This window comes from Methylocystis sp. (genome assembly GCF_051062815.1).
GTDB lineage: Bacteria > Pseudomonadota > Alphaproteobacteria > Rhizobiales > Beijerinckiaceae > Methylocystis.
This window is the reverse complement of record NZ_JBPFDU010000060.1, coordinates 1-21,255: the sequence shown is the minus strand read 5'-3', so window position 1 is coordinate 21,255 and position 21,255 is coordinate 1. Positions and strand designations below refer to the sequence as shown.

The window sequence follows — 21,255 nt, the reverse complement described above, 5'->3', positions numbered from 1 at the left end:
TGAAATTCGACGCGCAGCCAACCCGTGATGTTTGGTGACGCATAACGCCGGCACGACGGTGAAGCTGTTGACGAGACGGCCGCGCGCCTCCGTTGCCGCAAATATATTCAATCGGTCAAAGATCGCGATTGCGCAAACGGACAGTGTCCGTGCGGGTCGCCACGCGCGCGACTACCATCAAGATATCTTTGAAGAAATAGCACAGCGCTCGCCCAGCGTCTGAGCCGCTTGATCGCCGCCGCATAGGAACCGCGCGCGCGCGCCTGCCGCAGCCATGGCCAAGCGGCCTTGCCACCCGAGGAAAGTCGGGTCTATCCTCGAAATTGGGGCAATTTGCGCATTTTCAAACGGCGAAGACGAGCGCGCTTTTGGCGCAGGGGGCTGAAATGACGACTCCAATCGAGCGTATCATCATACGACATCTGTCGGGCTCCAAAGCCAATCAGATCGAACAGCTTCCCGTCGGCGACTCGCGCGAATTCACCATCGGCCGCGATCCTGCGTCGAAGATCGCTTTCGATCCTGTCGGCGACAGCGTCGTCAGCCGCAAACACGCGCTCATCCGCATCATGGGCGAAGGCGACAATATCTCCTTCAAGCTCTCGGACGCCGGCAGCAGCAATGGCACCTTTCTCAATGGCGAGCGGGTGAACGGCGAAGTCGAACTTCTTCCCGAAGACACGATCGAACTTGGCGCCAAGGGTCCGAAATTCACCTTCGACGTGCAGCCGCGGCCCGCCAATTTCGCCGCCAGAACTAAAGTGATCGGCGTCAGCGACACGGCGGCGACCCGCGTCATCAAGACCGCCGAAGCCGCCGCCTCGACGGCGGTGAACGCCGCCGCCACCGGCGCCAGCACGGCGGCAGGACCGAACGTCGACGGCGGAGCGCCGAAGAAGATCGGAATCGGCCACGAAACTGTGCAGCGGCTCATCGGAGAAGAGCGCGGCAAGGCCAATCGAACCGTGACCGGCGCGATCGCCGCGGTCGTCGCCTTCTTCGTTCTGGGCGGCGCGGCGCTCTACTGGGCTCAGCATCGCGAACTCGAGCGGAAAGACGCGGAAGACAAGCTCGCCCAAACCGAGACGGATGAAAGGCTGTCGCGCATCCCCGGCGACGTCAACCTCAAGATCGGCATGAAGCCGCGCGAGATCTATGACAAGTTCGCGAAGGCGACCGTCCAAGTCGGCATGATGTGGCGGCTGTACGATAAGCAGACCGGAAGGCCTATTCAGCACAAGACCGTCGACTACAAAGGCCGGCGCTATCCCGCCTATGTGCAGCTGCCGAATAATCTCGGCGTCGTGCGCTGGCTGACCCTTGAGGACGATCACATCACCAATCTCATGGTCGGCGGCGGCGGCACGGGCAGCGGCTTCGTCATCAGCGAGCAGGGCTACATTCTCACCAACAAGCATGTCGCCGCCGGCTGGCAGGTCGCCTATGGCGCCGAAGGCGGCAGGGACGGCATCCTCTATGACTACGTCGTCGTCGCATCGGGAAAGAAGCGCAAAGCCAAAATCAAGGAGCCGAAGCTCATCGATCTTTATGATTCGGCCTATGCCGACGTGTTCCATTGGATTCCCGAATCCGGCGGCTACATTTTCAAGACCGACGATCCGACGACTGCGCTCGCCGGCAACACCCCTGATCCAAATTCCAACAACAAGGCGTCTTTCGTCGGCCGCAATGAAGTTTTCGAGGTCAAATTTCACGGCAGCCGTTTGGGCGTGAACGCCAGTCTGGTGAGGACGTCGGCCGATGCCGACGCGGCGCTCGTCAAGATCGATTCGCCCCAGACTTTGACCAAAGTGGATATGGCGCCCAACGCCGCCGTCGAGATCGGCGAGAACATCACCGTGCTCGGCTATCCCGCCGTCTCGGTCGAAAATTTCGTGCTGCGGCAAACCGAAGAGCGCGGGCGCATTCGCAGCCAACTCGAAAAGATCACCGAGGCGACCGTCACCGAAGGCATCGTGTCGAAGACCGCGAGCGGCGTGAAGTCGACCGAAGGCGGCACCTTCGCCAGCGATATGGGCGACGTTTACCAGCTCAGCGTCGTCGCCACCGGATCGGGCAACAGCGGCGGTCCGGTGTTCAACTCCTCCGGCAAGGTCATTGGTCTGTTCACCTACAGCCGCAATGTCGGCGACACCAAAGCGACCATGGCGGTTCCGATCAAATATGGCGCCGAGCTCACCCAGGCGCAGCGCGAATAGCAAAGGGTCCGTCTTCCCATGACGGCGAACCGGCCAGAAGACCCGTTGCGCATCGCAGGCGCCATCCGCACGGATGTCGGATGCGTCAGGCAGCTCAACGAAGACTCCGTCGCCTTCATCGCAAGCGCCGGCCCCTCGCAGGCGCGCGACTACGGCGCGCTCGCGCTTGTCGCCGACGGCATGGGCGGCCACGCCGCCGGGGAGGTGGCGAGCGCGCTCGCGCTCGAAGTCGTGCGGCGCGTCTATTATTCGCTCGACAAGATCCCGTCCGAGGCGCTGCGCGCCGCTTTTGACGCCGCCAATCGGGCGATATTCGACTACGCCGCCAAACATCCTGACTGCGCCGGGATGGGGACGACCTGCACGGCGATCGGCGTCAGGGACAGTCTTCTATGGCTGGCGCATGTCGGCGACAGCCGCGCCTATCTGATGCGCGACGGACGGCTGACCCAACTTTCCGACGATCAGACGCTGCACGCGCAATTGGTGCGCGACGGCGTGATGTCGCCGGAGGACGCAGGCAAAGGCGCCGGAAGCAATGTCATTCTGCAGGCGCTCGGCACGCGTCTCGACGTCGAGCCGACAATCTGGACGGAAGGCCTGCCGCTGCGACAGGGCGACATCGTGGTCTTGTGCTCCGACGGTTTGACCAATCTCGTCTCAGACGCAAGGATCGCCGAAGTGGTCGCAAAAAACCCGCCGCCGGAGGCCTGCCGGCTATTGATCGAAGCCGCGCGCCGCGGCGGCGGACACGACAATATTTCAGTCGGCGTCTTTGTGACGGAGACCGACGCCGCCGATCGGACGGCCGATCAAGCGGCGACGAAGCGGATTAACATCGCCGACCCGCCGACGGGCGCCCTGACGGCGAAGATCGACGCCATCGCGGAGGGTTGAGCCATGACCGACCCGCAGATGATTGGACACTATCGCATCGTCAAGCTGCTCGGCGTCGGCGCGATGGGCAAGGTGCACGCCGCGCTCGACACCTTTCTCGAGCGCGAAGTGGCGATCAAATCCCTACGCGCGGAACTCACGCAGGATCCTGATTTCGTCGGGCGATTCCGCGCCGAAGCGACGAGTCTCGCCAAACTCAACCACCCCAACATCACGACGCTCTATTCGCCGGTGCTGCAAGGCAGCGACCTTTACATGGTCATGGAGCTCGTAAACGGCCGCCCGCTCGACGAGATATTGAGGGAGCGCGGCAGGCCGCTCGGCGTCAAGGAAAGTCTCGCCGTCATCGCGCAGGCGGCGGACGGACTCGCCTATGCGCATCAGATGGGCGTCATCCATCGCGACATTAAGCCGTCGAACCTCATGGTCGCCGACGACGGCCGAATCAAGATCATGGATTTCGGCATCGCGCGGGTGCGCGGCAGCGTGCGTCTGACTCGCGCCGGCACGGCGGTCGGCACGCCGCTTTATATGTCGCCGGAGCAGTGCCGCGGCGGCGAAGGCGACGAGAGGAGCGATCTCTATTCGTTGGCCGTCGTGCTTTACGAGATGCTTGCCGGCGCGCCGCCTTTTTCCGGCGCGACCGAATATGACCTCACCCAGGCCCAGATTCACGCCGAGGCGCCGCCGCTCGTGCCGCGCATATCTGGCGTGACGCCGGAAATTGAATCCGCGATCATGACGGCGCTGTCGAAACGTCCGGAGCAACGCTTCCCGAATATGCGCGCCTTCAGCGACGCGCTCGGCGCCACGGCCCTGCGCATCGACGCTTCGAGCATCGTTCGAAGCGCGGGACATCTCGTCCAGGATTCGACGGCCGAGCGCGACGTGCCGACGCCCGAGCACATGTCGACGAAGCTTATCGCCCTCGCCAAAAGTCGCAGCGCGACGCTCGTGCGCCGCTTCAAGCGGCTGCATCCTGCGGCGCAAGGCGCTTCCCTCGGCATCGCGGCTGCGGCGCTCGCCACCTTGGCTTTTCTCGCGCTGATCGAGCCATCGTCGCCGGCACGGGACGAACGCCAGACCCGAACAGATTCGGGCGACGGCGACCACCGCCCAATCAGCAGAGTCAACGATGCGCCAATCGCTCGGGGCGGCGACTGCAATTCGCAATTTGCGACGCGGAACGATCCTTTGGGCTGCAATTGGCGCCAGCCATCCTCTTCAAACTCAAGCGCTTCTATTTACGAGCTGCGCGCGGCGATGAAGGATCGCGGACGATGGGACGTCGCCTTCCCTCTCGCGCAAAAACTGGCGGAGTCCGGCGATAAGGAAGCGCAATATTGCCTCGCTACGCTCTACGCCAAGGCGCCGGGCCGGCAGAATTTCTCGGAGGCTTTCAACTGGTTCAAAAAATCCGCGATGCAGGGCTATGCCGACGCGCAGGCGTCGCTCGGCGTCATGTACAAGGACGGCATGACGCCCGACGGCAGGCAAGACCCGACCGAAGCGGTGCGTTGGTTTGAGCAGGCGGAAGCGCAAAACAACGGCAGAGCGCAATATTGGCTCGGCGAAGCCTATGAGAAGGGCTTGGCCGGACTGGACGTTAGTCGCAGCAAGGCCGAAGAGCTCTATTACAAGGCGAGTCTCCAGGACGTCCCCGACGCCGCCGAAGCCTTGCAGAGACTCAAGCGGCGACGCGGCCGGCGTTAAAGCCCGCCTTTGCTAAATTGTCCGCCGCCGCCGCTGTCCCCTCCGCCACCGCCGCCGCCATGACGGCGCCGGTTCGCGACATGTGCGCGTCCGCGATGACGCGCGTAGTGGGGCCGCGCATGATAATGATGATGGCCGCCAGAATGGCGGCGGTGAAATCGGAAGCGAAACCCTCCGAGCATCGCGCCGATGAGACCCAGCTGCGCGGACGCCGGCTCCGGGTCCAAAATGACAAGAGGCAGCGTGAAAGCGCCGAGCAAGAGGGCCCGGCGCGAAAGCCGACGGTCGGCGCCGTCGTCATTGTCAGTCATGGAACTCGCCCCCGCAGACGGTAGGCGACGATATTGTTCTCGCGGCTGCGTCCTGTCAATTTGCCGCGCGCTTCGTCAGAGTTCGCATCGGCTCTTGAAAAATCGCGCTTGGGCGGATGGTCGGCGTTGGCCGCGCCTTTCCATTGTATCGTGAGCGCGCAGGATAATCTCGAAAGCGCAGAGTTTTGGAGAAGAGTTGATGGGCGACATCGAGAATCGCGGCGACGCGCCGTCCGACTTTGTCGACGCGCGCGCGGACGGACCGGGAGTCGTCCGCATCTTTGAAGATGATCCAGCCGCGCCCTTCTATCGATTGCTGTCGAAACTGCGCGCGCCCGTCGCGATGCGAGACATGATGATGGCGCCTGTGCGCGCCTGCTACAGAGGCGAGGGGCTGGCGATCGACCCGGCGGAACTGCCGCCGAGCGCCGCGAAGCTCTATCCGCAGGTCTCGGTTTCGACCCTTGCCGTTCCTTCGGACGCAGGTCCGATCCGCTGCGAATGTTATGCGCCGCCCGGCGACGGCCCGAAACCGCTGATGCTGTACGTGCATGGCGGCGGCTTCGTCGTCGGACGATCCGAGGACACGGCCTATGTCACCAGCCGCATCGCCGCCGAAAACAACGTCATCGTGGTCAGCGTCAATTATCGCTGGGCGCCCGAATGGCCCTTTCCCGCCGGCCTCGACGATTGCATGGCGGTATTACGCTGGATGCGCGACGCCAGCGCCGACATCGGCGGTGACGCATCGCGCATATTGGTCTGCGGCGATTCCGCCGGAGGCAACCTCGCGGCGGCATTGCCGCTAAGAGGGCGCGAGGAACGCATATCCATTCTCGCGGCCGTGCTTTTATGTCCGGTCACGGATTTTCACTTCGAAGAATTTCCCTCCTACGAGCGGCTGGCGCCGACCGGCGTCGTGATCGACGCGTCCTTCATGGGATTTGCGCGTGGCGCCTATCTTACGAAATCGCAGCAGTGGCGGGACCCCTGGGCGAGCCCGGCGCTCGGCGATTTGAACGGCTATCCGCGAACTCTGCTCATCAGCGGAACCGCCGATCCGCTCGTCGACGACAATCGCGCCTTTGCCGAGAAATTGACGACGGCGGGCGTTGAGGTCACGCATTTTTTTGGCGAGGCCATGCCGCACGGCTTCTATTTCTTCCCCGGCGTCTTGAAGGAGTCCGACGCAGCCTTCACGGCGATCACCAGATTCGTCGCCGTTGCGCTGCAAAGTTAGGTCAAAACAATCCTCTCTTCCCTCTCTTCGCTGCGTACGAAGCAAAGCTCAAGCATTGGGTCTTGATCTTGGTCGCTGTTTGGCCACGTATTAGCCATTCATTATCGTTTAAATAACAAATTCGCCTTAGTAACGAAGGTGCTCAACCGCAGTTTGGAGCGGCACATGCGCTTGCGAACGCGCTCTCGCGCCGGGGTTTTTTCGAAGGTGGCGGTGACCGCCGCCGCAGCGCTCGGCTTTGCGCGGACGCCCGTCATGGCGCAGGGCTATTATTTCTGGGGCGACCGCGAGCCTCTCATCAACGCGGTTCCTGAGCCACAGCGCGTCGCTCGGCCGCAGCGCCCGGCCGCGCGAAAAAAAATCTCCCGTCCGGCGAGCGACAAAAGCGGCGCGGCGTCTTTGCGCGACGCTAAGCCCGAGGTCGCACCGCTCGACCGGCCGCTCTTCCTCATCGCCTCCATCGCCGACCAGCGGGTGTCGATCTACAACCATAGCGGCCTCGTCGCCCGTTCGGCGATCTCGACAGGCGTCGCCGGACATCCGACGCCGAAAGGCATTTTCACCATCATCGGCCGCGAACGTTTCCACCGATCCAACATCTATTCCAGCGCCCCGATGCCGTTCATGCAGCGGATCACCTGGTCCGGCATCGCCATGCATCTTGGGGTCGTGCCGGGACATCCGGCCTCGCACGGCTGCATCCGGCTTCCCGCCGCATTCGCGGCGAAGCTCTGGGGCATGACCAGAATCGGCGAGCGGGTCGTGATCTCGCCGCACGACGTGTTTCCCGCCGAATTCGAACACCCGCTGCTGCCCGCGCCTAAGATGCGCGCGTCCGCAGAAGCAGAAAAAGACGCGCCAGCGGCTGACTCTCAACAGCCTCTCCACGTCGCAGCGGATCGCCCGGCGATCATGGCGCAGCCGCAGGCGGAGCAGCCTAAAGCCGAGGCGGCCGAAACAGATGCGACGTCGGCAAGCGCCGCGGATCGGGAGCCGTCCCTCGTCGAGTCCGATCCGCCAGGGGGCGCGCGGCGCGAAAACGCAGAGCAGCCCAAGGCCGAAACCAGCGAAACAGCTGCGGATACGGACCCGCTAAAGCAGCCCCTTGCCGCGGGCGACCCGCCGGCGGCCAATCCGCAGAACCAGGCGGAGACGCCTAAAATCGACCCCGGGGCCGACGTAACTGGAACCGCCAAAGCCGCGACGGCCGCTGATCTGCAGCAGCCCTCCCCCGTCGAAGCCGACGCGCCTGCCGCGCATTCGCAGCAGCAAGCGGAGCAGTCCGAAGTGGAAACCGGCGACAGGATCGCTTCGGGCGACGCAGCCGCGCCCGCTGCAGACCAGCAGCAGCCGGCGCTCGACTCGGCTGAAACGCCTGCCATCAAGGTCGAGCACAATGCGGACCAGCCGAAAGGCGAAGCCTCGGCTGACAAACCGGCGTCCTCGGCTCCCTCGAGCCCAGCCGCCGTCGCCGAACGGCTGACGGTGAATCCGCGCCAATATGCCCAGCAGCTCAAGGCCAAGGCCGTGGCTGAAGCCGCCGCCGCCAACAGAGCCGTCAAGGCGTTGTCGGCCGAAGTGGCGCTCAAGCAAAAAGAGGCCGTGCGCGCCACGGCGGAACTCCGCGCCGCAGAAGCCGCTCAGGCCTCGGCCCGCGTCAAAGTGGACGCGGCCGCTGCATTATCCGCCGCCGCAACGGCGGCGGCCGCCAGCCAGCAGGAGCCGGCCGTGGCGGCGGAACGCAGCGCGGCGGCGGGCGATGCGCCGGCCAAAGCCAAAGCCGACCGTCTGACGAGAGCCTATGGAAAAGCTCTCCTCGCTCAGGACGCGGCGCTGCTGGCGAAGACGAACGCCGACTCCGCGCTTGCCGAAGCCGCGGCAAAACTCGAACAGGCGAAAACGGCGTTCGCCGCCAGCGACTCGGATCTGGCGGACGCCGATCGGCGTTTGGAGGAGGCGAGAACGACCGCCGCCGCCGCCGCAACCGCTCAAAGAGAAGCCGAGCGGCGCGTGGCGCCCATCTCGGTGCTGATCAGCAAGAAGGATCGGCGGATCTATGTTCGCCAGGCCCTGTCGCCGCTTTTCGATGCGCCAATCGAGATCCGCGATCCGGACGCTCCGCTCGGCTCGCATCTTTATATTGCGACGGCGGCCAAGGAGGACGGGAGCTCGCTCAAATGGTCGGTCGTGTCGATGCCGGAGGCGCAGACGGTGCGCAGGAAGAATGTGGCGTCGGCCGATGCTAAAGCCGACATATCCTGGGATTGGCGCCCCGCCGGCGCGAGCCCGTCCGAAGCGCTGGAGCGCGTCGACATTCCGAAAGACGTTCGCGAGCGGATCGCGGAGCGGCTGTGGACTGGGGCGTCGCTCATCATCTCGGACCAGCCGGTCAGCGGCGAGACCGGAAACGACGGCACGGATCTGACGATCAAATTGCGCTAAAGCGGCAGCCTCGGCTGCGGCGATCGAGTCGAGCGGACTCGAGCGACATCGCACGACGCCGGCGCGCAATAGCCAAAGGCGCATCCCGCCGGCCATCCATAATGAGAGGTGAGCGATGAACCTGGACATGAACAAGCTCGACTCGCTGCTCGGAACGGTCGTCAATGAACTGGGCGCCGCTTCCAACGCGGCTCTGGTGATCATCGGAGACAAGCTCGGTCTGTTCCGCGCGCTCTCACAAGGCGCCGCCACCTCCGCCGAACTCGCCGATAAGACCGGCACGCATGAACGCTATGTGCGCGAATGGCTCTCCGCGCAAGCGGCCTCCGGCTTCGTCGATTATGACGCCGAGAGGCGCAAATTTTCGATGTCTCCCGAGCAGACGGCGGTGTTTGCGGCCGAGGACAGCCCCGCCTTCATGGTGGGAGGCTTCAGCCTGATGTCGGCGATTTTTCACGACGAGCCCAAACTCGCCGAGGCTTTCAAGAGCGGCAAGGGCGTGCATTGGGGCGACCATTGCAATTGTCTGTTCTGCGGCGTGGAGCGCTTCTTCCGGCCGGGCTACCGAACCCATCTCGTCGCCGAATGGCTGCCGGCGCTTGACGGGGTGACCGCCAAGCTCGAACGCGGCGCGAACGTCGCCGACGTCGGCTGCGGACATGGCGTCTCGACCTTGCTCATGGCCGACGCCTTTCCGAATTCGGAATTTGTCGGGATCGACTACCATGAGGGCTCGATCGTTCATGCAAGGGAGAAGGCCAATGGCCGCAAGAACGTGCGCTTCGAAGTGGCGCGGGCGCAGGATTTCGCCGGCGCGGGCTATGACCTCGTGACGATGTTCGATTCGCTGCACGATATGGGCGATCCCGTCGGCGCCGTCGCGCATATTCGCGACGTCCTGGCGGAAGACGGAACGCTGATGCTGATCGAGCCCGCGGCCGGCGACAGTCTCGCGGAAAATCTGAATCCTGTTGGGCGGGTCTATTATGCCGGCTCGACCCACATCTGCGTCCCGACGTCGCTCAATCAGGACGTCGGACTCGCGCTCGGCGCCCAGGCCGGCGCCAAGCGCATCGGCGAGGTCGTGCGCGAAGGCGGCTTCTCCCATTTCCGCAAGGCGGCGGCGACGCCGTTCAATATGATCCTGGAGGCGCGGCTCTAGCGCGAAGCGACGCCCTGCCGACGTCTAACGGACGGGCGGTCGTGTTCTGACTGCCGTTACGGCGCCGTTGGTCGATTGACGGTGACTTCACCGCCTGGCGGCGACTGATCGATCACCAGCAATTTGACCGGAACGGCCCCGACCGTCGCGCCGAAATGCCAGCGGTCGACGCTTTCAATGACGAATTCTCCAGCATGATAGACGCGCGACGAGGAATCGGCCTGCTGGACCATCAGTTCGCCTTGAAGAATATAGGCATAGCGCTGATACGGATGCTTATGTTCCGGCAATCTGACGCCGGGCGCCAGAGTGTAAATCGAGGCCACGACCTCCAAGGGCCCCTGCGGAAGCGTGATCGGCTGCCCAGTGGCGGTTTTTGTCGCCCTGGCGATTTCCGTCACGATTTCGGCTGGCGCAGGCTCCTTCGCGACGGCCGCGCCGACTATGCTGAAAGCGACGCTCAGGACCGCGACAAACCCCAGGCGAATCATCTGCTGCTCCATTCGCAATCCACTTCTTGCAGTCGCCATATAGAACCGTTTCCGCGATCGCCGGTTCTTTTAAACGGCCAATCCGAATATCTTGCCGACGCCCGCCGTCAGCGCCAGCGCCAATGCGCCCCAGAACGTCACGCGCACCGCGGCGCGCAGGACGCCGGCGCCGCCGGCTTTCGCGCCGATGGCGCCGAGCAGCGCCAGGCACCCTAAAGACGCGGCCGAGACGATGGGAATGATCGCGTCTCGCGGCGCGATCCCGACGACGAGGAGCGGCAGCGCGGCGCCAGCGGCAAAGGTTGCGGCCGACGTCAAGGCCGCCTGCACCGGCCGCGCGCTGGCGATCTCCGAGATGCCCAATTCGTCGCGCGCATGCGCGGTCAGGGCGTCCTTCTCCATCAATTGCGAAGCGACCTGCCGCGCGAGGTCAAGGTCGACGCCGCGCTCGACGTAAATATGCGCGAGTTCCTCCCTTTCGAGTTCGATTTGCTCACTCAATTCCTTGCGTTCGCGCGCGAGGTCGGCCTTTTCGGTATCGGATTGGGAGCTGACCGAAACATATTCGCCGGCGGCCATCGACATCGCGCCGGCTACTAACCCCGCCACGCCGGCGATCAGCACCTCACTGCGCGTCGCTTGCGCCGCGGCGACGCCGACGATGAGGCTCGCCGTCGACACGACGCCGTCATTGGCGCCGAGCACCGCCGCCCGCAGCCAGCCGATGCGCTGAACGAGATGACTCTCCCGGTGCATGCGAAGTCGGCTCATGTTCCCTCTTGGTTGGCGCGGCGTCGCAAGCGCACGCGCGCGCTATTCCCGTGTCGTGTCGATCGCTAAATCAAGGGCCGCGACGCGCCGCGCAGACGCCGACCAGTTCGCGATGCTCAGGGCGTTGTCGGCGAGCCAATTGAGGGAAAGTTGCACCTGCAAGAAGGCTGCGGCCGCCTGCATCAGATCTCCGAGCGTCAAATCGCCAGCAAGATATTTCGGCGCGCCAAGCAACAGGGGGACGGCGGGAGCCAGAAGATTGTTGGCATGCGTTAAAAAAACGATCTTTGTCTGCCCCTGGATGACGCGCCCCCAGGTCGCTGCGAGCAGAAAGAGAAATCTGTCGAAGGGATTTCCGCTCTGGGCGTCGATCTTGGGCAACCGATCCGGAATGATCGGAACCCCCTTAACGACGGGATGACGCAGGTAATCGCCAATATCGCGATCTATGTCCTCGTCGGCTTCCACCACCGCTCTCGACTCGAACTCATGACGGGCGCGGGTGAGCGCATAGCGGAAGTTTCCCTCCGCCGCGGCCTTTGCTTCGACGCTTGCCACCAGCGGTCGCCCCAGCACCCACATGCAAAACGACGTCACCACTGAATAGACGAAGACCGCGAGCACCAGATAGCCGGGTATGACCACGCCGAAAAACTCATAGGATCCCCCGACTTGCCAGAGAACGAGGATGAAGGCGGCCGACACCAAAAAAATATTGATGACGCCTCCGGCGAGATCGACAAAAAGCTCGATCGCCAGCCGGCCGTCATCGGCGATGCGGGCTTCAGGATTATCGATTGCGGGGGATATGGCGCAGGCTTGGCGCGATTCGTTGACGAGCCATTTCTCGATGAGCGAGGCGGTGAGCCACAATCGCCAGTTGACCTGAAGTCTCATGCGAAACTGCGTTGTGGCGATTGAGGCAAGACCGACGCCGACGGCCAGAATGGCGAGTTGCAGAATTCCCCCGGTCACTTCATCGACTTTATGCGTTTGAAGCGCGTCGAAGAAACTCTTGCTCCAGCGATTCACGGCCAGAGCCATGTAAGTGTTCACAACCAAGCAGATGAGGAATCCGACCGAGAGAACCCACGCCGGGCGTTGCGTTTGGCCTTTCCAATAGCCCATCGCCAGCCAGAGGAACCGCTGAATCACGTCGTTCCCTTTGAGCGAGATTTGTGAGATCGGCTTGAGGAATGCGCTGCGCGCGCGAGCGACAAGACCCTATCCATGCTTCACTTTGTATCTGGTCTCGGCGCAGCAGGAAATGCGAATGGCTTGCGGAAAGCATTTGGCGCCCGGCGCGACGTTCTCAGGCGGACCGATGAGGCTGGCGCGGGGACGCAGAGCGCCGAAGGGCGTCGACGTCGGGCTCCAGATCATTCGTGACGGAGTGTTGGGGTCCTCCGCGCCAACGCAATCGCATCCAGCACTGCCGCCGGGCGACGATTTCTCGGGCGCTCCCTCTCGGCGGCGCGCTTGGGCGCAGGGCTTTCGCCGTGCTGATCGCTGAGGCCCAGCGCGACGGCGATGTGTTCGGCAAACACGGGGATCCGCTCGGAGTGATCGGCCACTCGCGGGCTGGGTATTCCGCATGTCGGTCGGATGGCGCGTATGGTACACGACGCATTTTATCCAATGATTTCAATAGCGCTTTAGGGCGTCCAGCGCGGGCTCCGGATGGAATCTGCTTCCCATGTCCAGCGCTGAGTGATAAGTTACATGTAACTGAATTGGAGAACAGGCCATGGCAGCGGCGAGAGGCGCGAAGCCGACGCGCGTGAAGGTGCAGGAGCATCGCGAGCGGCTGCGCGCGCAGGGCCTGCGGCCGATCCAGATTTGGGTGCCTGACGTGCGCGCATCGTCCTTCCGGGCGGAGGCGCACCGGCAATCGCTGGCCGTAGCGGCCGGCGCGCATGCACCCGAGGATCAGGCGTTCATCGATGCGGCGTCCGACTGGGACGACGAATGAGGCGCGGAGACATCTGGACTGTCTCCGGCGGCAAGGATTATGCGGGCAAGCCACGCCCCGTCGTCATCGTGCAGGACGACGCCTTCGACGGGACGGACTCGATCACGGTCTGCGCCTTCACCACGGACCCGACCGAAGCGCCGCTGTTTCGGCTGCCGGTAGAGCCGAACGAGCGCAACGGGCTGCGTTCCTCCTCCCGACTGATGGTGGACAAGATCACCACTGTTGCGAAGTCCAAGGTGCGCGAGCGGATCGGGCGACTGGACGACGAGGACGTGGTCCGGCTCAACCAGGCCGTGATGGTGTTCCTAGGCCTGGCATTGTCGCCGAAGACCGGCCGGAAAGGGCAATGATCGAAGCGCCGCGACCGAGGTGAGCGCCACCTGCGCGCTCAGAGGTTCGAGGTCCCGCCGACCGCGAGGTCCGCATCCTGGGATCAAAGAGCGATTTGCTCAGAACTCTTGCTGCCATTACCGGCGCAAAATCGGCGGCAAGCGGCGTTCGCGCTTCTACTCTGAACTGGCGGAGGGGGCGGGATTCGAACCCGCGATACGGTTTCCCGCATACACACTTTCCAGGCGTGCGCCTTCAACCACTCGGCCACCCCTCCGCGAAGCGCGCACTATATTCACGCGCGACCGGAACGCAACGCCAAGCATGGACAGACGCGGCCGCGGCGCCTATTCTCCCCACGCTTTTTCGACCCATCGCAACATTTACATTCGCACGAAGAGACCATGCTGCGACTCCTCATCCGACTGATCGGCCTTCTCTTGCTCGCTGGCGGCTTCATCGCCCTCATCGTCGACGGCACGCGCTCGATCGCCGCCGGCCGCGTCATGGTGACGAGCGTCAGCAGGGGAACGTCCTCGGTGTTTCCCGGCCTCTATCAGTCGCTGCAGTCGAGCGTCGAGAATGTCTCGGCCTTTCTGTGGGACCCGGTTCTGACCACGCTGATGCTGGCGCCGGTCAGCGTCGCCTTCGGCGGCGTCGGGGCACTGCTGATCCTGCTCAGCCACCGGCGCTCGGCGCCTCTCTATTACGCCCGCCGCTAGTTTCCTCGAGCCGCCACACTATATCGCTGCCATGACCATCTTCGATGAACTCGGTCTTTCCGAGCTGCTCGGGCCCATACCCGACCGCGAGACTCCGGTGGCGCATGGGGCGCGCCATTTCGTCAACGGGCGGCCGCTCGACCCGCCGTTTCCGCTGGGAACCGAACAGGTCCTCTTCGGCATGGGCTGCTTTTGGGGCGCGGAGCGCAAATTCTGGCAGGCGGGCGAAGGCGTCTATGTGACGGCGGTCGGCTATGCCGGCGGAACGACGAAAAATCCTACCTATGAGGACGTCTGCAGCGGCCGCAGCGGCCATGCGGAGGTGGTGCGCGTCGTCTACCAGCCGCCGGTGATGACCTTCGACCAGCTGTTGCGCATCTTCTGGGAGGGCCATGATCCGACCCAGGGCATGCGCCAGGGCAATGACGCCGGCACGCAATATCGCTCGGCCATCTATATCTCGACGCCGGAACAGCTCGCCGCCGCGAAGGACTCGCTCTCCATGTATCAACGCGTATTGACGCGGGCGAGCCTCGGCGCGATCACGACGGAAATCCGCGAGAGTCCGCCGTTTTATTACGCCGAGGAGTATCACCAGCAGTATCTCGCCAAAAATCCCGGCGGCTACTGCGGACTGGGCGGAACCGGCGTCGCCTGCCCGCTCGGCGACTGCTCCGGCTGAAGGCCTATTGCGCGCGCAACACGTCGCGGCAGGCGGCGGGCAGGCCCGCCATCGTCATCGGCGGCCAGCTTTTTCCAGATTTGTTGGGGTGCAAAATCTCGCGCCTAAACCACCAGGCGAGCGAGGCGTCGCAGCCGTCGCCCGGCGGCGTCGGGTCCTGGTCGCGGCAGTTGGAGCCGTTCGGGCAGTGAAGCCGGATGTGGAAATGGTAGTTGTGCCCCCACATCGGCCGCACCTTGTGCATCCAGCTTTCGCCCTGCGCCGAGCGGCAGAGCGCACGTTTGATCGCGGCGTTGACGAAGATGCGCTGCACGGCCGGCTCCATCGCCGCCGCGCGGATCACGGCGATGTGGCCCGCGCTCCAGACCTCGGGGCGGACGTCGAGCCCGTCGTCGCGCACGACGTCCGTCGACATCAGCTCTTCGCGCTCTTCGCGGGTGAGTTCGCGGTTGGGCATCGGCGCAAGCCAAATATCGGCGTCGAGCCCGATCTGATGCGACGCGTGGCCAGAGAGCATCGGCCCGCCGCGCGGTTGCGATAGATCGCCGACGAGAAGGCCCGGCCAGCCCGATTCGCGCGCCGCTTTCGACGAGAAATGTTTCAAGAAGGCGATGAGATTGGGGTGTCCCCAATTGCGGTTGCGCGACAGGCGCATGACCTGCCAATGGGGGCCGTTGATCGGCAGCGGCTCGCCGCCCGCGAGACAGCCGCGCGAATAGAAGCCGATCGGATCGGGATGGAGCGGCGCCGCCGCGTGCGCGCGGCCAAACAGCTCTCGCGCCGGCGTCACCGGACTGGACGGATTGGCGAGCGGCGGCAGCGGTTTTGGATCGAGCGTGCCCCTATCCTGCGCCAGAGCGCCATCTGTCGTCGCCAATGACGCCAAGCCTGCTAAGGCGAACAGCGCCACGCGCAGCGCGCGCAATATCGAATCTGTCGTCATGGGCGTTTCGCCCCCCACTCGAAGCGCGCGTCGCCGGCGCAAAGGTTTGCGATTCATCCTTGCCGGGAAAGCTTACCGCTTCATTTAGTTTGATGGAGCGCCAAGCCACAGCAGAAACGTCGGCGAGGCCGCTTGTGCGTTCGGTTAGGAGTCCGTCATGCGTCTTCCCGTCATCCTTCCTTTCATTCTTTGTCCGTTTGCGTGGGCGAGCGCGGCGAACGCCGCCGCCCACATCCACATCAATCTTTCGACGCAGACCATGCATGTGCAGTCTTCGTCGGGCAGCTATTCATGGCCGGTGTCGACGGCCCGCGCCGGCTATTCTACGCCGCGCGGCTCGTTTGCGCCCACCGGCATGCAGCCCATGCATTATTCGCGAAAGTATCACATGTCGCCCATGCCCCACTCGATCTTTTTCCGCGGCGGCTATGCGATTCACGGCTCTTATGAGACTGGGATGCTCGGCCGGCCCGCTTCGCACGGCTGCGTGCGCCTGTCGCCCGGCCACGCGGCGATGCTGTATCAAATGGTGCGGAATGAAGGCGGCCGCATTTCGATCACCGGCTCGCCGCCACACGGCCAATACTACGCCAGCGCGCGGCGGGGCGGCAGGGTCGCCTATGCGGCGCCACGCAGCCGTCAAGCTTATGGCCGGAGTTACGTGGTGGCTGATCCCTTGGCTCTTCTCTTCGGGGGAGGCCTTTTCTGAACGTTAGGGCATGGGCCTGTCTCTAGCGCGACGGCCCCGCCCGCTTTTCCTTGTTTTCGCCTCTTGCGGCCCGTTAATGAATCGCGACGCTTGCTGCACGCTTGCTTTGCGCGCGATATGGACCTCAAAAGCAACAGGGAATCTTCCGCTTGACGATATTCGATCGCCGCCGCTTTCTTTTGGGAGCCGGCGGCTTGGCCTTCGCCGGCGCAGCCTCGGCGGAGCTTCCCGAACCAGCCGAGGAGTTGCAGGTTCGCGTCGAGAACAATTCGGCGCCGGAGCTCTGCGCCGAGAAGGACAATGTCGAGCTCGACTTCATCTCGCCGCGCGTGCGCAGTCTGCAAATCCAAGCGGTACACCCATCCTACATCAACACGATCGCCTCGGATCGCTGGGCGCCCGACTGGTCGAGCTGCGATTTCACCGTGGACCCCAAGGCGTTTTCGCAGGCGCGCCGCAAGACCTTCTGGGAGACGCCGGAATTCTGGCTGACGGGCTACACCTTTCCCTCGTTCTGGCGCCCCAACGACGTGCCGATCCGCGTCGGCGATTCCGTCGAGCACGGCTTCCACCTGATCCAGCTCTGGATGTGGCGCCGCGAGCGCGCCGAAGAGATCATGGTGCTCTATCCGCCTGACGGCTATTGGCGGGCGCGGCCGCTGCCCTTCGACGACATGCGCTGGACGGCTTACGGCTCGTCCTTTCTCGTCGGGCCGGTCGAGACGCAGGAGCGGCCGATCGTCGATATCGAGGAAATCGTCTTCGAGCCTCAATCGCGCAGCCTGATCCTCAAATTCAGGCGCGGCGGCGAAGGCCGCCTCTCGATCAAAAGCGTCGATCAGGATCGGATAACGCTCGATGTCTCCTTCAATCGAGCGATGCCGAACGGATTGCCCTTCGCGGCGCTGCGTTCGATGTATGCGATGGAGACGATGAGCGACGCCGCCATTGTCGCCTGGCGCAGCAAGCGCGGGAAGAGTTGGGAGGAAGCCCCCGTCATTCGCTTTCCTGGCGCAAGCGCGGCAGAAGTGTGGGTCGGCCGCCATCTACCCTCGCGCCACAATCTTTCGGCGCCCGACATGGTGTTCGGCAAATTCCAGGGCGCGCCGCCGGCGTCCGCGCGCCGATGAGTCAGGGCCGATGGTGGGCGCTCGACGCGGCGCGCGGGCTCGCCGTCCTGGCGATGGTCGTTTTTCACGTCATCTGGGATCTCGCGCATTTCGGCTATGCGCCGGCTAATCTCCCCTGGTCGGCGCCCGTCAAAATATTCGGCCATTCGATCGCCTTCGCCTTTCTCTTCATCGCCGGCGTCGCGCTGGTCCTGGCGAATCGCGATTCAATGCGCTGGCCGGCCTTTTGGCGCCGCTTCGCGCTCATCGGCGCGGCGGCGGCGCTGGTGACGGCCGGCACCTATGCCCTCTTTCCCACCTCCTATGTGTTCTTCGGCATTCTGCATTGCATCGCGGTCGCCAGTCTGATCGCGGCGCCGTTGCTTTTCGCGCCCTGGCCAGTCGCGTTCGCTTGCGCCGCCTTTTTCCTTCTCGCCGGGGAGTTCTTCGCGTCGTCCGCCTTCAACGCCGATTGGCTGCAATGGATCGGGCTTTCGACCAGCGAACCGATGACCCAGGACTGGCGTCCGCTTTTTCCCTGGGCGGGCGCGCTGCTGCTCGGCGTGGCGATGGGAAAACTCGCTATCCCCGTTTACGAGGAGAGGCTTGGCGTGAGCGGCGAGGGCGCTAACCCTCTCCCCACACGCGCCAAGGGGGAATGGCTTCCCTTCCTTGGCCGACACAGCCTCTTCATCTATCTGGCGCATCAGCCGGCGCTCTTCGCGCTCCTTATGGGACTCGCCTATCTCATTCCGCCCGCCGTCGACGCGACGGAATTCGTCGCCTCATGCGAAGCGCACTGCATGGAGGAGGGCGGAGAAGGAAAGACTTGCCACGACGCCTGCGCGTGCACGGCGCGGGAAGCGATCAGCAGCAAGGCGCTCACCGGCGTGACGGACGAGGCCGAGCGCGGGCGAAGGCTCAACGAGATCGCGCAAAAATGCGTCACGAACGGCAGATAAGCCTTGCATTGCCCTCATGCTGAGGAGCGCTTCCCTTCTCCCGCTTGCGGGAGAAGGTGGCCCTCGCGTAGCGAGGGTCGGATGAGGGCCCTCACCCGTCACGCGTTCCGCGTGACATCCTCTCCCGCAAGCGGGAGAGGGTTCCCGCCCCCCTTCACATCCCGCCGAGATGCTCGGCGACGGTGAAAATGTCCTTGTCGCCGCGGCCGCACATATTCATCACCATCAGATGATCGCGCGGCTTCTGCGCCGCGAGTTCGAACACTTTCGCCAGCGCGTGAGAGGGCTCGAGCGCCGGGATGATGCCCTCGAGCTTCGAGCAGAGCTGAAAGGCGCTCAACGCCTCCTGATCGGTGGCGTTCAAATATTTCACGCGGCCGATCTCATGCAGCCAGGAATGTTCCGGCCCGATGCCGGGGTAATCCAGTCCCGCCGAAATCGAATGGCCTTCGAGAATCTGGCCGTCGTCGTCCATCAGAAGATAGGTGCGGTTGCCGTGCAGCACGCCCGGACGCCCGCCGGTGAGCGACGCCGCATGGCCGTTCGGCACATCGACGCCATGCCCCGCCGCCTCGACGCCGTAGATCTCGACGCTGGCGTCGTCGAGAAACGGATGGAACAGGCCGATGGCGTTGGAGCCGCCGCCGATGCAGGCGACCAGCGAATCGGGAAGCCGCCCCTCCATCTCCTGCATCTGGACGCGCGTCTCATTGCCGATGATCGACTGAAAATCGCGCACCATCGCCGGATAGGGATGCGGTCCCGCCGCCGTGCCGATGCAATAAAAGGTGTCGGCGACATTCGTCACCCAGTCGCGCAGCGCCTCATTCATCGCGTCTTTTAATGTCCGCGCGCCCGACTGCACGGGAATGACTTCGGCGCCGAGCATCTTCATGCGGAAGACGTTCGGCTTCTGCCGCTCGACGTCGACCGCGCCCATGTAGACGACGCAGTCGAGGCCGAAGCGCGCGCAGGCGGTGGCGGTGGCGACGCCATGCTGGCCAGCGCCCGTCTCGGCGATGATGCGCTTCTTGCCCATGCGCCGCGCGAGCAGGATCTGCCCGAGCACATTGTTGATCTTATGCGCGCCGGTGTGGTTGAGCTCGTCGCGCTTGAAATAGACCCTGGCGCCTTTGCCCTCCCCCGCGCGCTCGCGCACATAGTCGGTGATGCGCTCGGCGAAATAGAGTGGCGAGGGCCGCCCGACATAGTGCTTGTGGAGGCTCGTGAGCTCCTCGTGAAAAGCCGGATCGATCTTCGCCTTCTCGTACGCCGCTTCGAGGTCGAGCACGAGCGGCATCAATGTTTCGGCGACGAAACGCCCGCCAAAAATGCCGAAGCGGCCGTTTTCATCCGGGCCGGCGCGGAAGGAATTGGGAATCGGCTTGTTCACGGGGGGCGTCCTCGCTCTGCGTCGCTACCCCCTCCCCAGCCCTCCCCCGTGGCGCGGGAGAGGGAGTCAGATACGGCGCTTCATCGAGTTTGCCGCAGCGCGGCTCGTTGGCGTCCCCTCTCCCGCGGAGCGGGGGAGGGACAGGGAGGGGGCCGATCCGTCGGCGCAGTCTTAAACTGTCAAACGCCGCTATGAAAGCCGAGCGGCGGCCAGGAAGGCTGCAATCTTCGCCGCGTCCTTGACGCCGCGTTCGCGCTCGACGCCGGAAGAGACATCCACCGCGCGGGCGCCGGTTCGGCGCATCGCTTCCGCCACATTCTCGGGCGTCAGTCCTCCCGAGAGCATCCAGTGTTTCGCAACGACGCCGCGCAGCAGAGACCAGTCGAAAGCGACGCCGGCGCCGCCGGGAACCGCCGCGTTCGGCGCGGGCTTGGCGTCGAACAGAATGACGTTGGCGACGTCTTCATAGGCGCGCGCCGCCTCGACATCGGCGGGCGTCGCGACGCCCGCCGCCTTGATGACCGGCAGGCCGAAGCGGGCCTTCACCTCGGCGACCCGCGCCGGCGTCTCATTTCCATGAAGCTGGAGATAGTCGGGCGCGAGCGCCTCGACGATGTCCTCGAGCGCTTCGTCGCCAGCGTCGACGGTGAGCGCGACTTTGCTGATGCGCCCGTCGGCGAGGCGCCCAAGGGTGCGGGCAGTCTCAAGGTCGATATGGCGCGGGCTTTTCTCGAAGAAGACAAAGCCCGCCATGTCCGCGCCCGATTCGATCGCCGCAGAAAGCGTCTCGGGCGAGGAAAGACCGCAGATTTTGACGATGGTTGACGACATTCCGTTCCGTAGACGAAGGTTTCCTCATCCTGAGGAGCGCCGAAGGCGCGTCTCGAAGGAGGAGGACTGCGATGCAGATCGAGGGCGCAAGCGTCTACATCGTGCTCTGCGCCGACGGCAGCTATTACGCCGGGCTGACGCGCAAGGAGGTCGAAACGCGGGTCAGCGAGCATAATCTCGGGATCAACGCCGACTACACGACGCGGCGCCGACCGGTGGAGCTGGTCTGGTCCGAACATTTCGAGCGTCTGACCGACGCCATTGCGATGGAGCGCCAAATCAAAGGCTGGAGCCGCGCGAAGAAGGAAGCGTTGATCAGAGGCGACTACGATGCGCTGCCGGCGCTCGCGGCG

The 21,255-nt window shown here is 64.2% G+C and carries 21 protein-coding genes and 1 tRNA gene; 14 read left to right on the top strand and 8 right to left on the bottom strand.

Annotation, left to right across the window (positions count from 1 at the left end):
• The first annotated feature begins 386 nt into the window (after positions 1 to 386).
• From ACR65W_RS09325 to ACR65W_RS09315, 3 genes are read left to right on the top strand one after another with little or no spacing between them, the layout of a single operon-like run.
• The gene (locus ACR65W_RS09325; RefSeq protein WP_434499620.1) at positions 387 to 2,219 is read left to right on the top strand and encodes a trypsin-like peptidase domain-containing protein; all 1,833 of its coding nucleotides are present in this window, start codon (positions 387 to 389) and stop codon (positions 2,217 to 2,219) included.
• An 18-nt stretch (positions 2,220 to 2,237) separates the two neighbouring features.
• Positions 2,238 to 3,116 carry a PP2C family protein-serine/threonine phosphatase gene (locus ACR65W_RS09320; RefSeq protein WP_434499619.1) on the top strand — a complete coding sequence of 293 codons (879 nt, stop codon included), beginning with the start codon at positions 2,238 to 2,240 and terminating at the stop codon, positions 3,114 to 3,116.
• 3 nt (positions 3,117 to 3,119) lie between these two features.
• The gene (locus tag ACR65W_RS09315) at positions 3,120 to 4,829 is read left to right on the top strand and encodes a serine/threonine-protein kinase (RefSeq protein WP_434499618.1); all 1,710 of its coding nucleotides are present in this window, start codon (positions 3,120 to 3,122) and stop codon (positions 4,827 to 4,829) included.
• Here the strand turns inward: ACR65W_RS09315 and ACR65W_RS09310 are convergent.
• Complete coding sequence (locus ACR65W_RS09310; protein WP_434499617.1) at positions 4,804 to 5,130, bottom strand: hypothetical protein; 327 nt, start codon at positions 5,128 to 5,130, stop codon at positions 4,804 to 4,806. The two genes, ACR65W_RS09315 and ACR65W_RS09310, sit on opposite strands and share 26 nt — an antisense overlap.
• 209 nt (positions 5,131 to 5,339) lie before the next feature.
• Here ACR65W_RS09310 and ACR65W_RS09305 point away from each other — a divergent pair, with 209 nt between their 5' ends.
• From ACR65W_RS09305 to ACR65W_RS09295, 3 genes are all read left to right on the top strand, one after another.
• On the top strand, positions 5,340 to 6,380 hold the full coding sequence (locus tag ACR65W_RS09305; RefSeq protein ID WP_434499616.1) for an alpha/beta hydrolase: 1,041 nt from the start codon (positions 5,340 to 5,342) through the stop codon (positions 6,378 to 6,380).
• A 165-nt stretch (positions 6,381 to 6,545) separates the two neighbouring features.
• On the top strand, positions 6,546 to 8,822 hold the full coding sequence (locus ACR65W_RS09300) for a L,D-transpeptidase family protein (protein WP_434499615.1): 2,277 nt from the start codon (positions 6,546 to 6,548) through the stop codon (positions 8,820 to 8,822).
• 115 nt (positions 8,823 to 8,937) lie between these two features.
• Complete coding sequence (locus ACR65W_RS09295) at positions 8,938 to 9,984, top strand: class I SAM-dependent methyltransferase (RefSeq protein ID WP_434499614.1); 1,047 nt, start codon at positions 8,938 to 8,940, stop codon at positions 9,982 to 9,984.
• Between the two features lie 56 nt (positions 9,985 to 10,040).
• Here ACR65W_RS09295 and ACR65W_RS09290 read toward each other — a convergent pair whose 3' ends face one another.
• From ACR65W_RS09290 to ACR65W_RS09280, 3 genes are read right to left on the bottom strand one after another with little or no spacing between them, the layout of a single operon-like run.
• The gene (locus ACR65W_RS09290) at positions 10,041 to 10,487 is read right to left on the bottom strand and encodes a cupin domain-containing protein (RefSeq protein ID WP_434499613.1); all 447 of its coding nucleotides are present in this window, start codon (positions 10,485 to 10,487) and stop codon (positions 10,041 to 10,043) included.
• Between the two features lie 57 nt (positions 10,488 to 10,544).
• A complete protein-coding gene (locus ACR65W_RS09285; RefSeq protein ID WP_434499612.1) occupies positions 10,545 to 11,246 on the bottom strand; it encodes a VIT1/CCC1 transporter family protein in 702 nt (233 codons plus the stop codon).
• 42 nt (positions 11,247 to 11,288) lie between these two features.
• Positions 11,289 to 12,401, bottom strand: a complete 1,113-nt coding sequence (locus tag ACR65W_RS09280) for an SbmA/BacA-like family transporter (protein WP_434499611.1) — start codon at positions 12,399 to 12,401, stop codon at positions 11,289 to 11,291.
• 592 nt (positions 12,402 to 12,993) lie between these two features.
• Here ACR65W_RS09280 and ACR65W_RS09275 point away from each other — a divergent pair.
• Positions 12,994 to 13,218, top strand: a complete 225-nt coding sequence (locus ACR65W_RS09275; protein WP_434499610.1) for an antitoxin MazE family protein — start codon at positions 12,994 to 12,996, stop codon at positions 13,216 to 13,218.
• Positions 13,215 to 13,571: a type II toxin-antitoxin system PemK/MazF family toxin gene (locus ACR65W_RS09270; RefSeq protein WP_434499609.1), complete on the top strand. Its 357-nt coding sequence runs from the start codon at positions 13,215 to 13,217 to the stop codon at positions 13,569 to 13,571. The genes ACR65W_RS09275 and ACR65W_RS09270 overlap by 4 nt, the downstream gene beginning before the upstream one ends.
• Positions 13,572 to 13,738: 167 nt before the next feature.
• On the opposite strand, the gene ACR65W_RS09265 is transcribed toward ACR65W_RS09270, so the two are convergent.
• Positions 13,739 to 13,828 (bottom strand) — tRNA-Ser (locus ACR65W_RS09265).
• A 127-nt stretch (positions 13,829 to 13,955) separates the two neighbouring features.
• Here ACR65W_RS09265 and ACR65W_RS09260 point away from each other — a divergent pair.
• Both ACR65W_RS09260 and msrA read left to right on the top strand, forming a co-directional pair.
• Complete coding sequence (locus ACR65W_RS09260; RefSeq protein ID WP_434499608.1) at positions 13,956 to 14,273, top strand: hypothetical protein; 318 nt, start codon at positions 13,956 to 13,958, stop codon at positions 14,271 to 14,273.
• A 31-nt stretch (positions 14,274 to 14,304) separates the two neighbouring features.
• Positions 14,305 to 14,955, top strand: coding sequence for a peptide-methionine (S)-S-oxide reductase MsrA (msrA, locus tag ACR65W_RS09255; protein WP_434499607.1), 651 nt, complete (start codon positions 14,305 to 14,307; stop codon positions 14,953 to 14,955).
• 4 nt (positions 14,956 to 14,959) lie between these two features.
• Here msrA and mepA read toward each other — a convergent pair whose 3' ends face one another.
• Positions 14,960 to 15,898: a penicillin-insensitive murein endopeptidase gene (gene mepA, locus ACR65W_RS09250; RefSeq protein ID WP_434499606.1), complete on the bottom strand. Its 939-nt coding sequence runs from the start codon at positions 15,896 to 15,898 to the stop codon at positions 14,960 to 14,962.
• 157 nt (positions 15,899 to 16,055) lie between these two features.
• Here mepA and ACR65W_RS09245 point away from each other — a divergent pair, with 157 nt between their 5' ends.
• The 3 genes from ACR65W_RS09245 to ACR65W_RS09235 all read left to right on the top strand — a co-directional run bounded on the left by ACR65W_RS09245 (position 16,056) and on the right by ACR65W_RS09235 (position 18,678).
• Positions 16,056 to 16,607 (top strand): L,D-transpeptidase, encoded by a 552-nt coding sequence (locus ACR65W_RS09245; protein WP_434499605.1) that lies wholly within the window; start codon positions 16,056 to 16,058, stop codon positions 16,605 to 16,607.
• A 149-nt stretch (positions 16,608 to 16,756) separates the two neighbouring features.
• Complete coding sequence (locus ACR65W_RS09240; RefSeq protein ID WP_434499604.1) at positions 16,757 to 17,737, top strand: hypothetical protein; 981 nt, start codon at positions 16,757 to 16,759, stop codon at positions 17,735 to 17,737.
• Positions 17,734 to 18,678, top strand: coding sequence for a heparan-alpha-glucosaminide N-acetyltransferase (locus tag ACR65W_RS09235; RefSeq protein WP_434499603.1), 945 nt, complete (start codon positions 17,734 to 17,736; stop codon positions 18,676 to 18,678). Before ACR65W_RS09240 ends, ACR65W_RS09235 begins: the two co-directional genes overlap by 4 nt.
• Before the next feature lie 154 nt (positions 18,679 to 18,832).
• On the opposite strand, the gene trpB is transcribed toward ACR65W_RS09235, so the two are convergent.
• The gene (gene trpB / locus ACR65W_RS09230) at positions 18,833 to 20,071 is read right to left on the bottom strand and encodes a tryptophan synthase subunit beta (RefSeq protein WP_434499602.1); all 1,239 of its coding nucleotides are present in this window, start codon (positions 20,069 to 20,071) and stop codon (positions 18,833 to 18,835) included.
• A 189-nt stretch (positions 20,072 to 20,260) separates the two neighbouring features.
• Positions 20,261 to 20,902, bottom strand: a complete 642-nt coding sequence (locus tag ACR65W_RS09225; RefSeq protein WP_434499601.1) for a phosphoribosylanthranilate isomerase — start codon at positions 20,900 to 20,902, stop codon at positions 20,261 to 20,263.
• Between the two features lie 71 nt (positions 20,903 to 20,973).
• Here ACR65W_RS09225 and ACR65W_RS09220 point away from each other — a divergent pair.
• Positions 20,974 to 21,255 (top strand): GIY-YIG nuclease family protein (locus tag ACR65W_RS09220; RefSeq protein WP_434502606.1); only part of this gene is annotated, 282 nt, incomplete at its 3' end.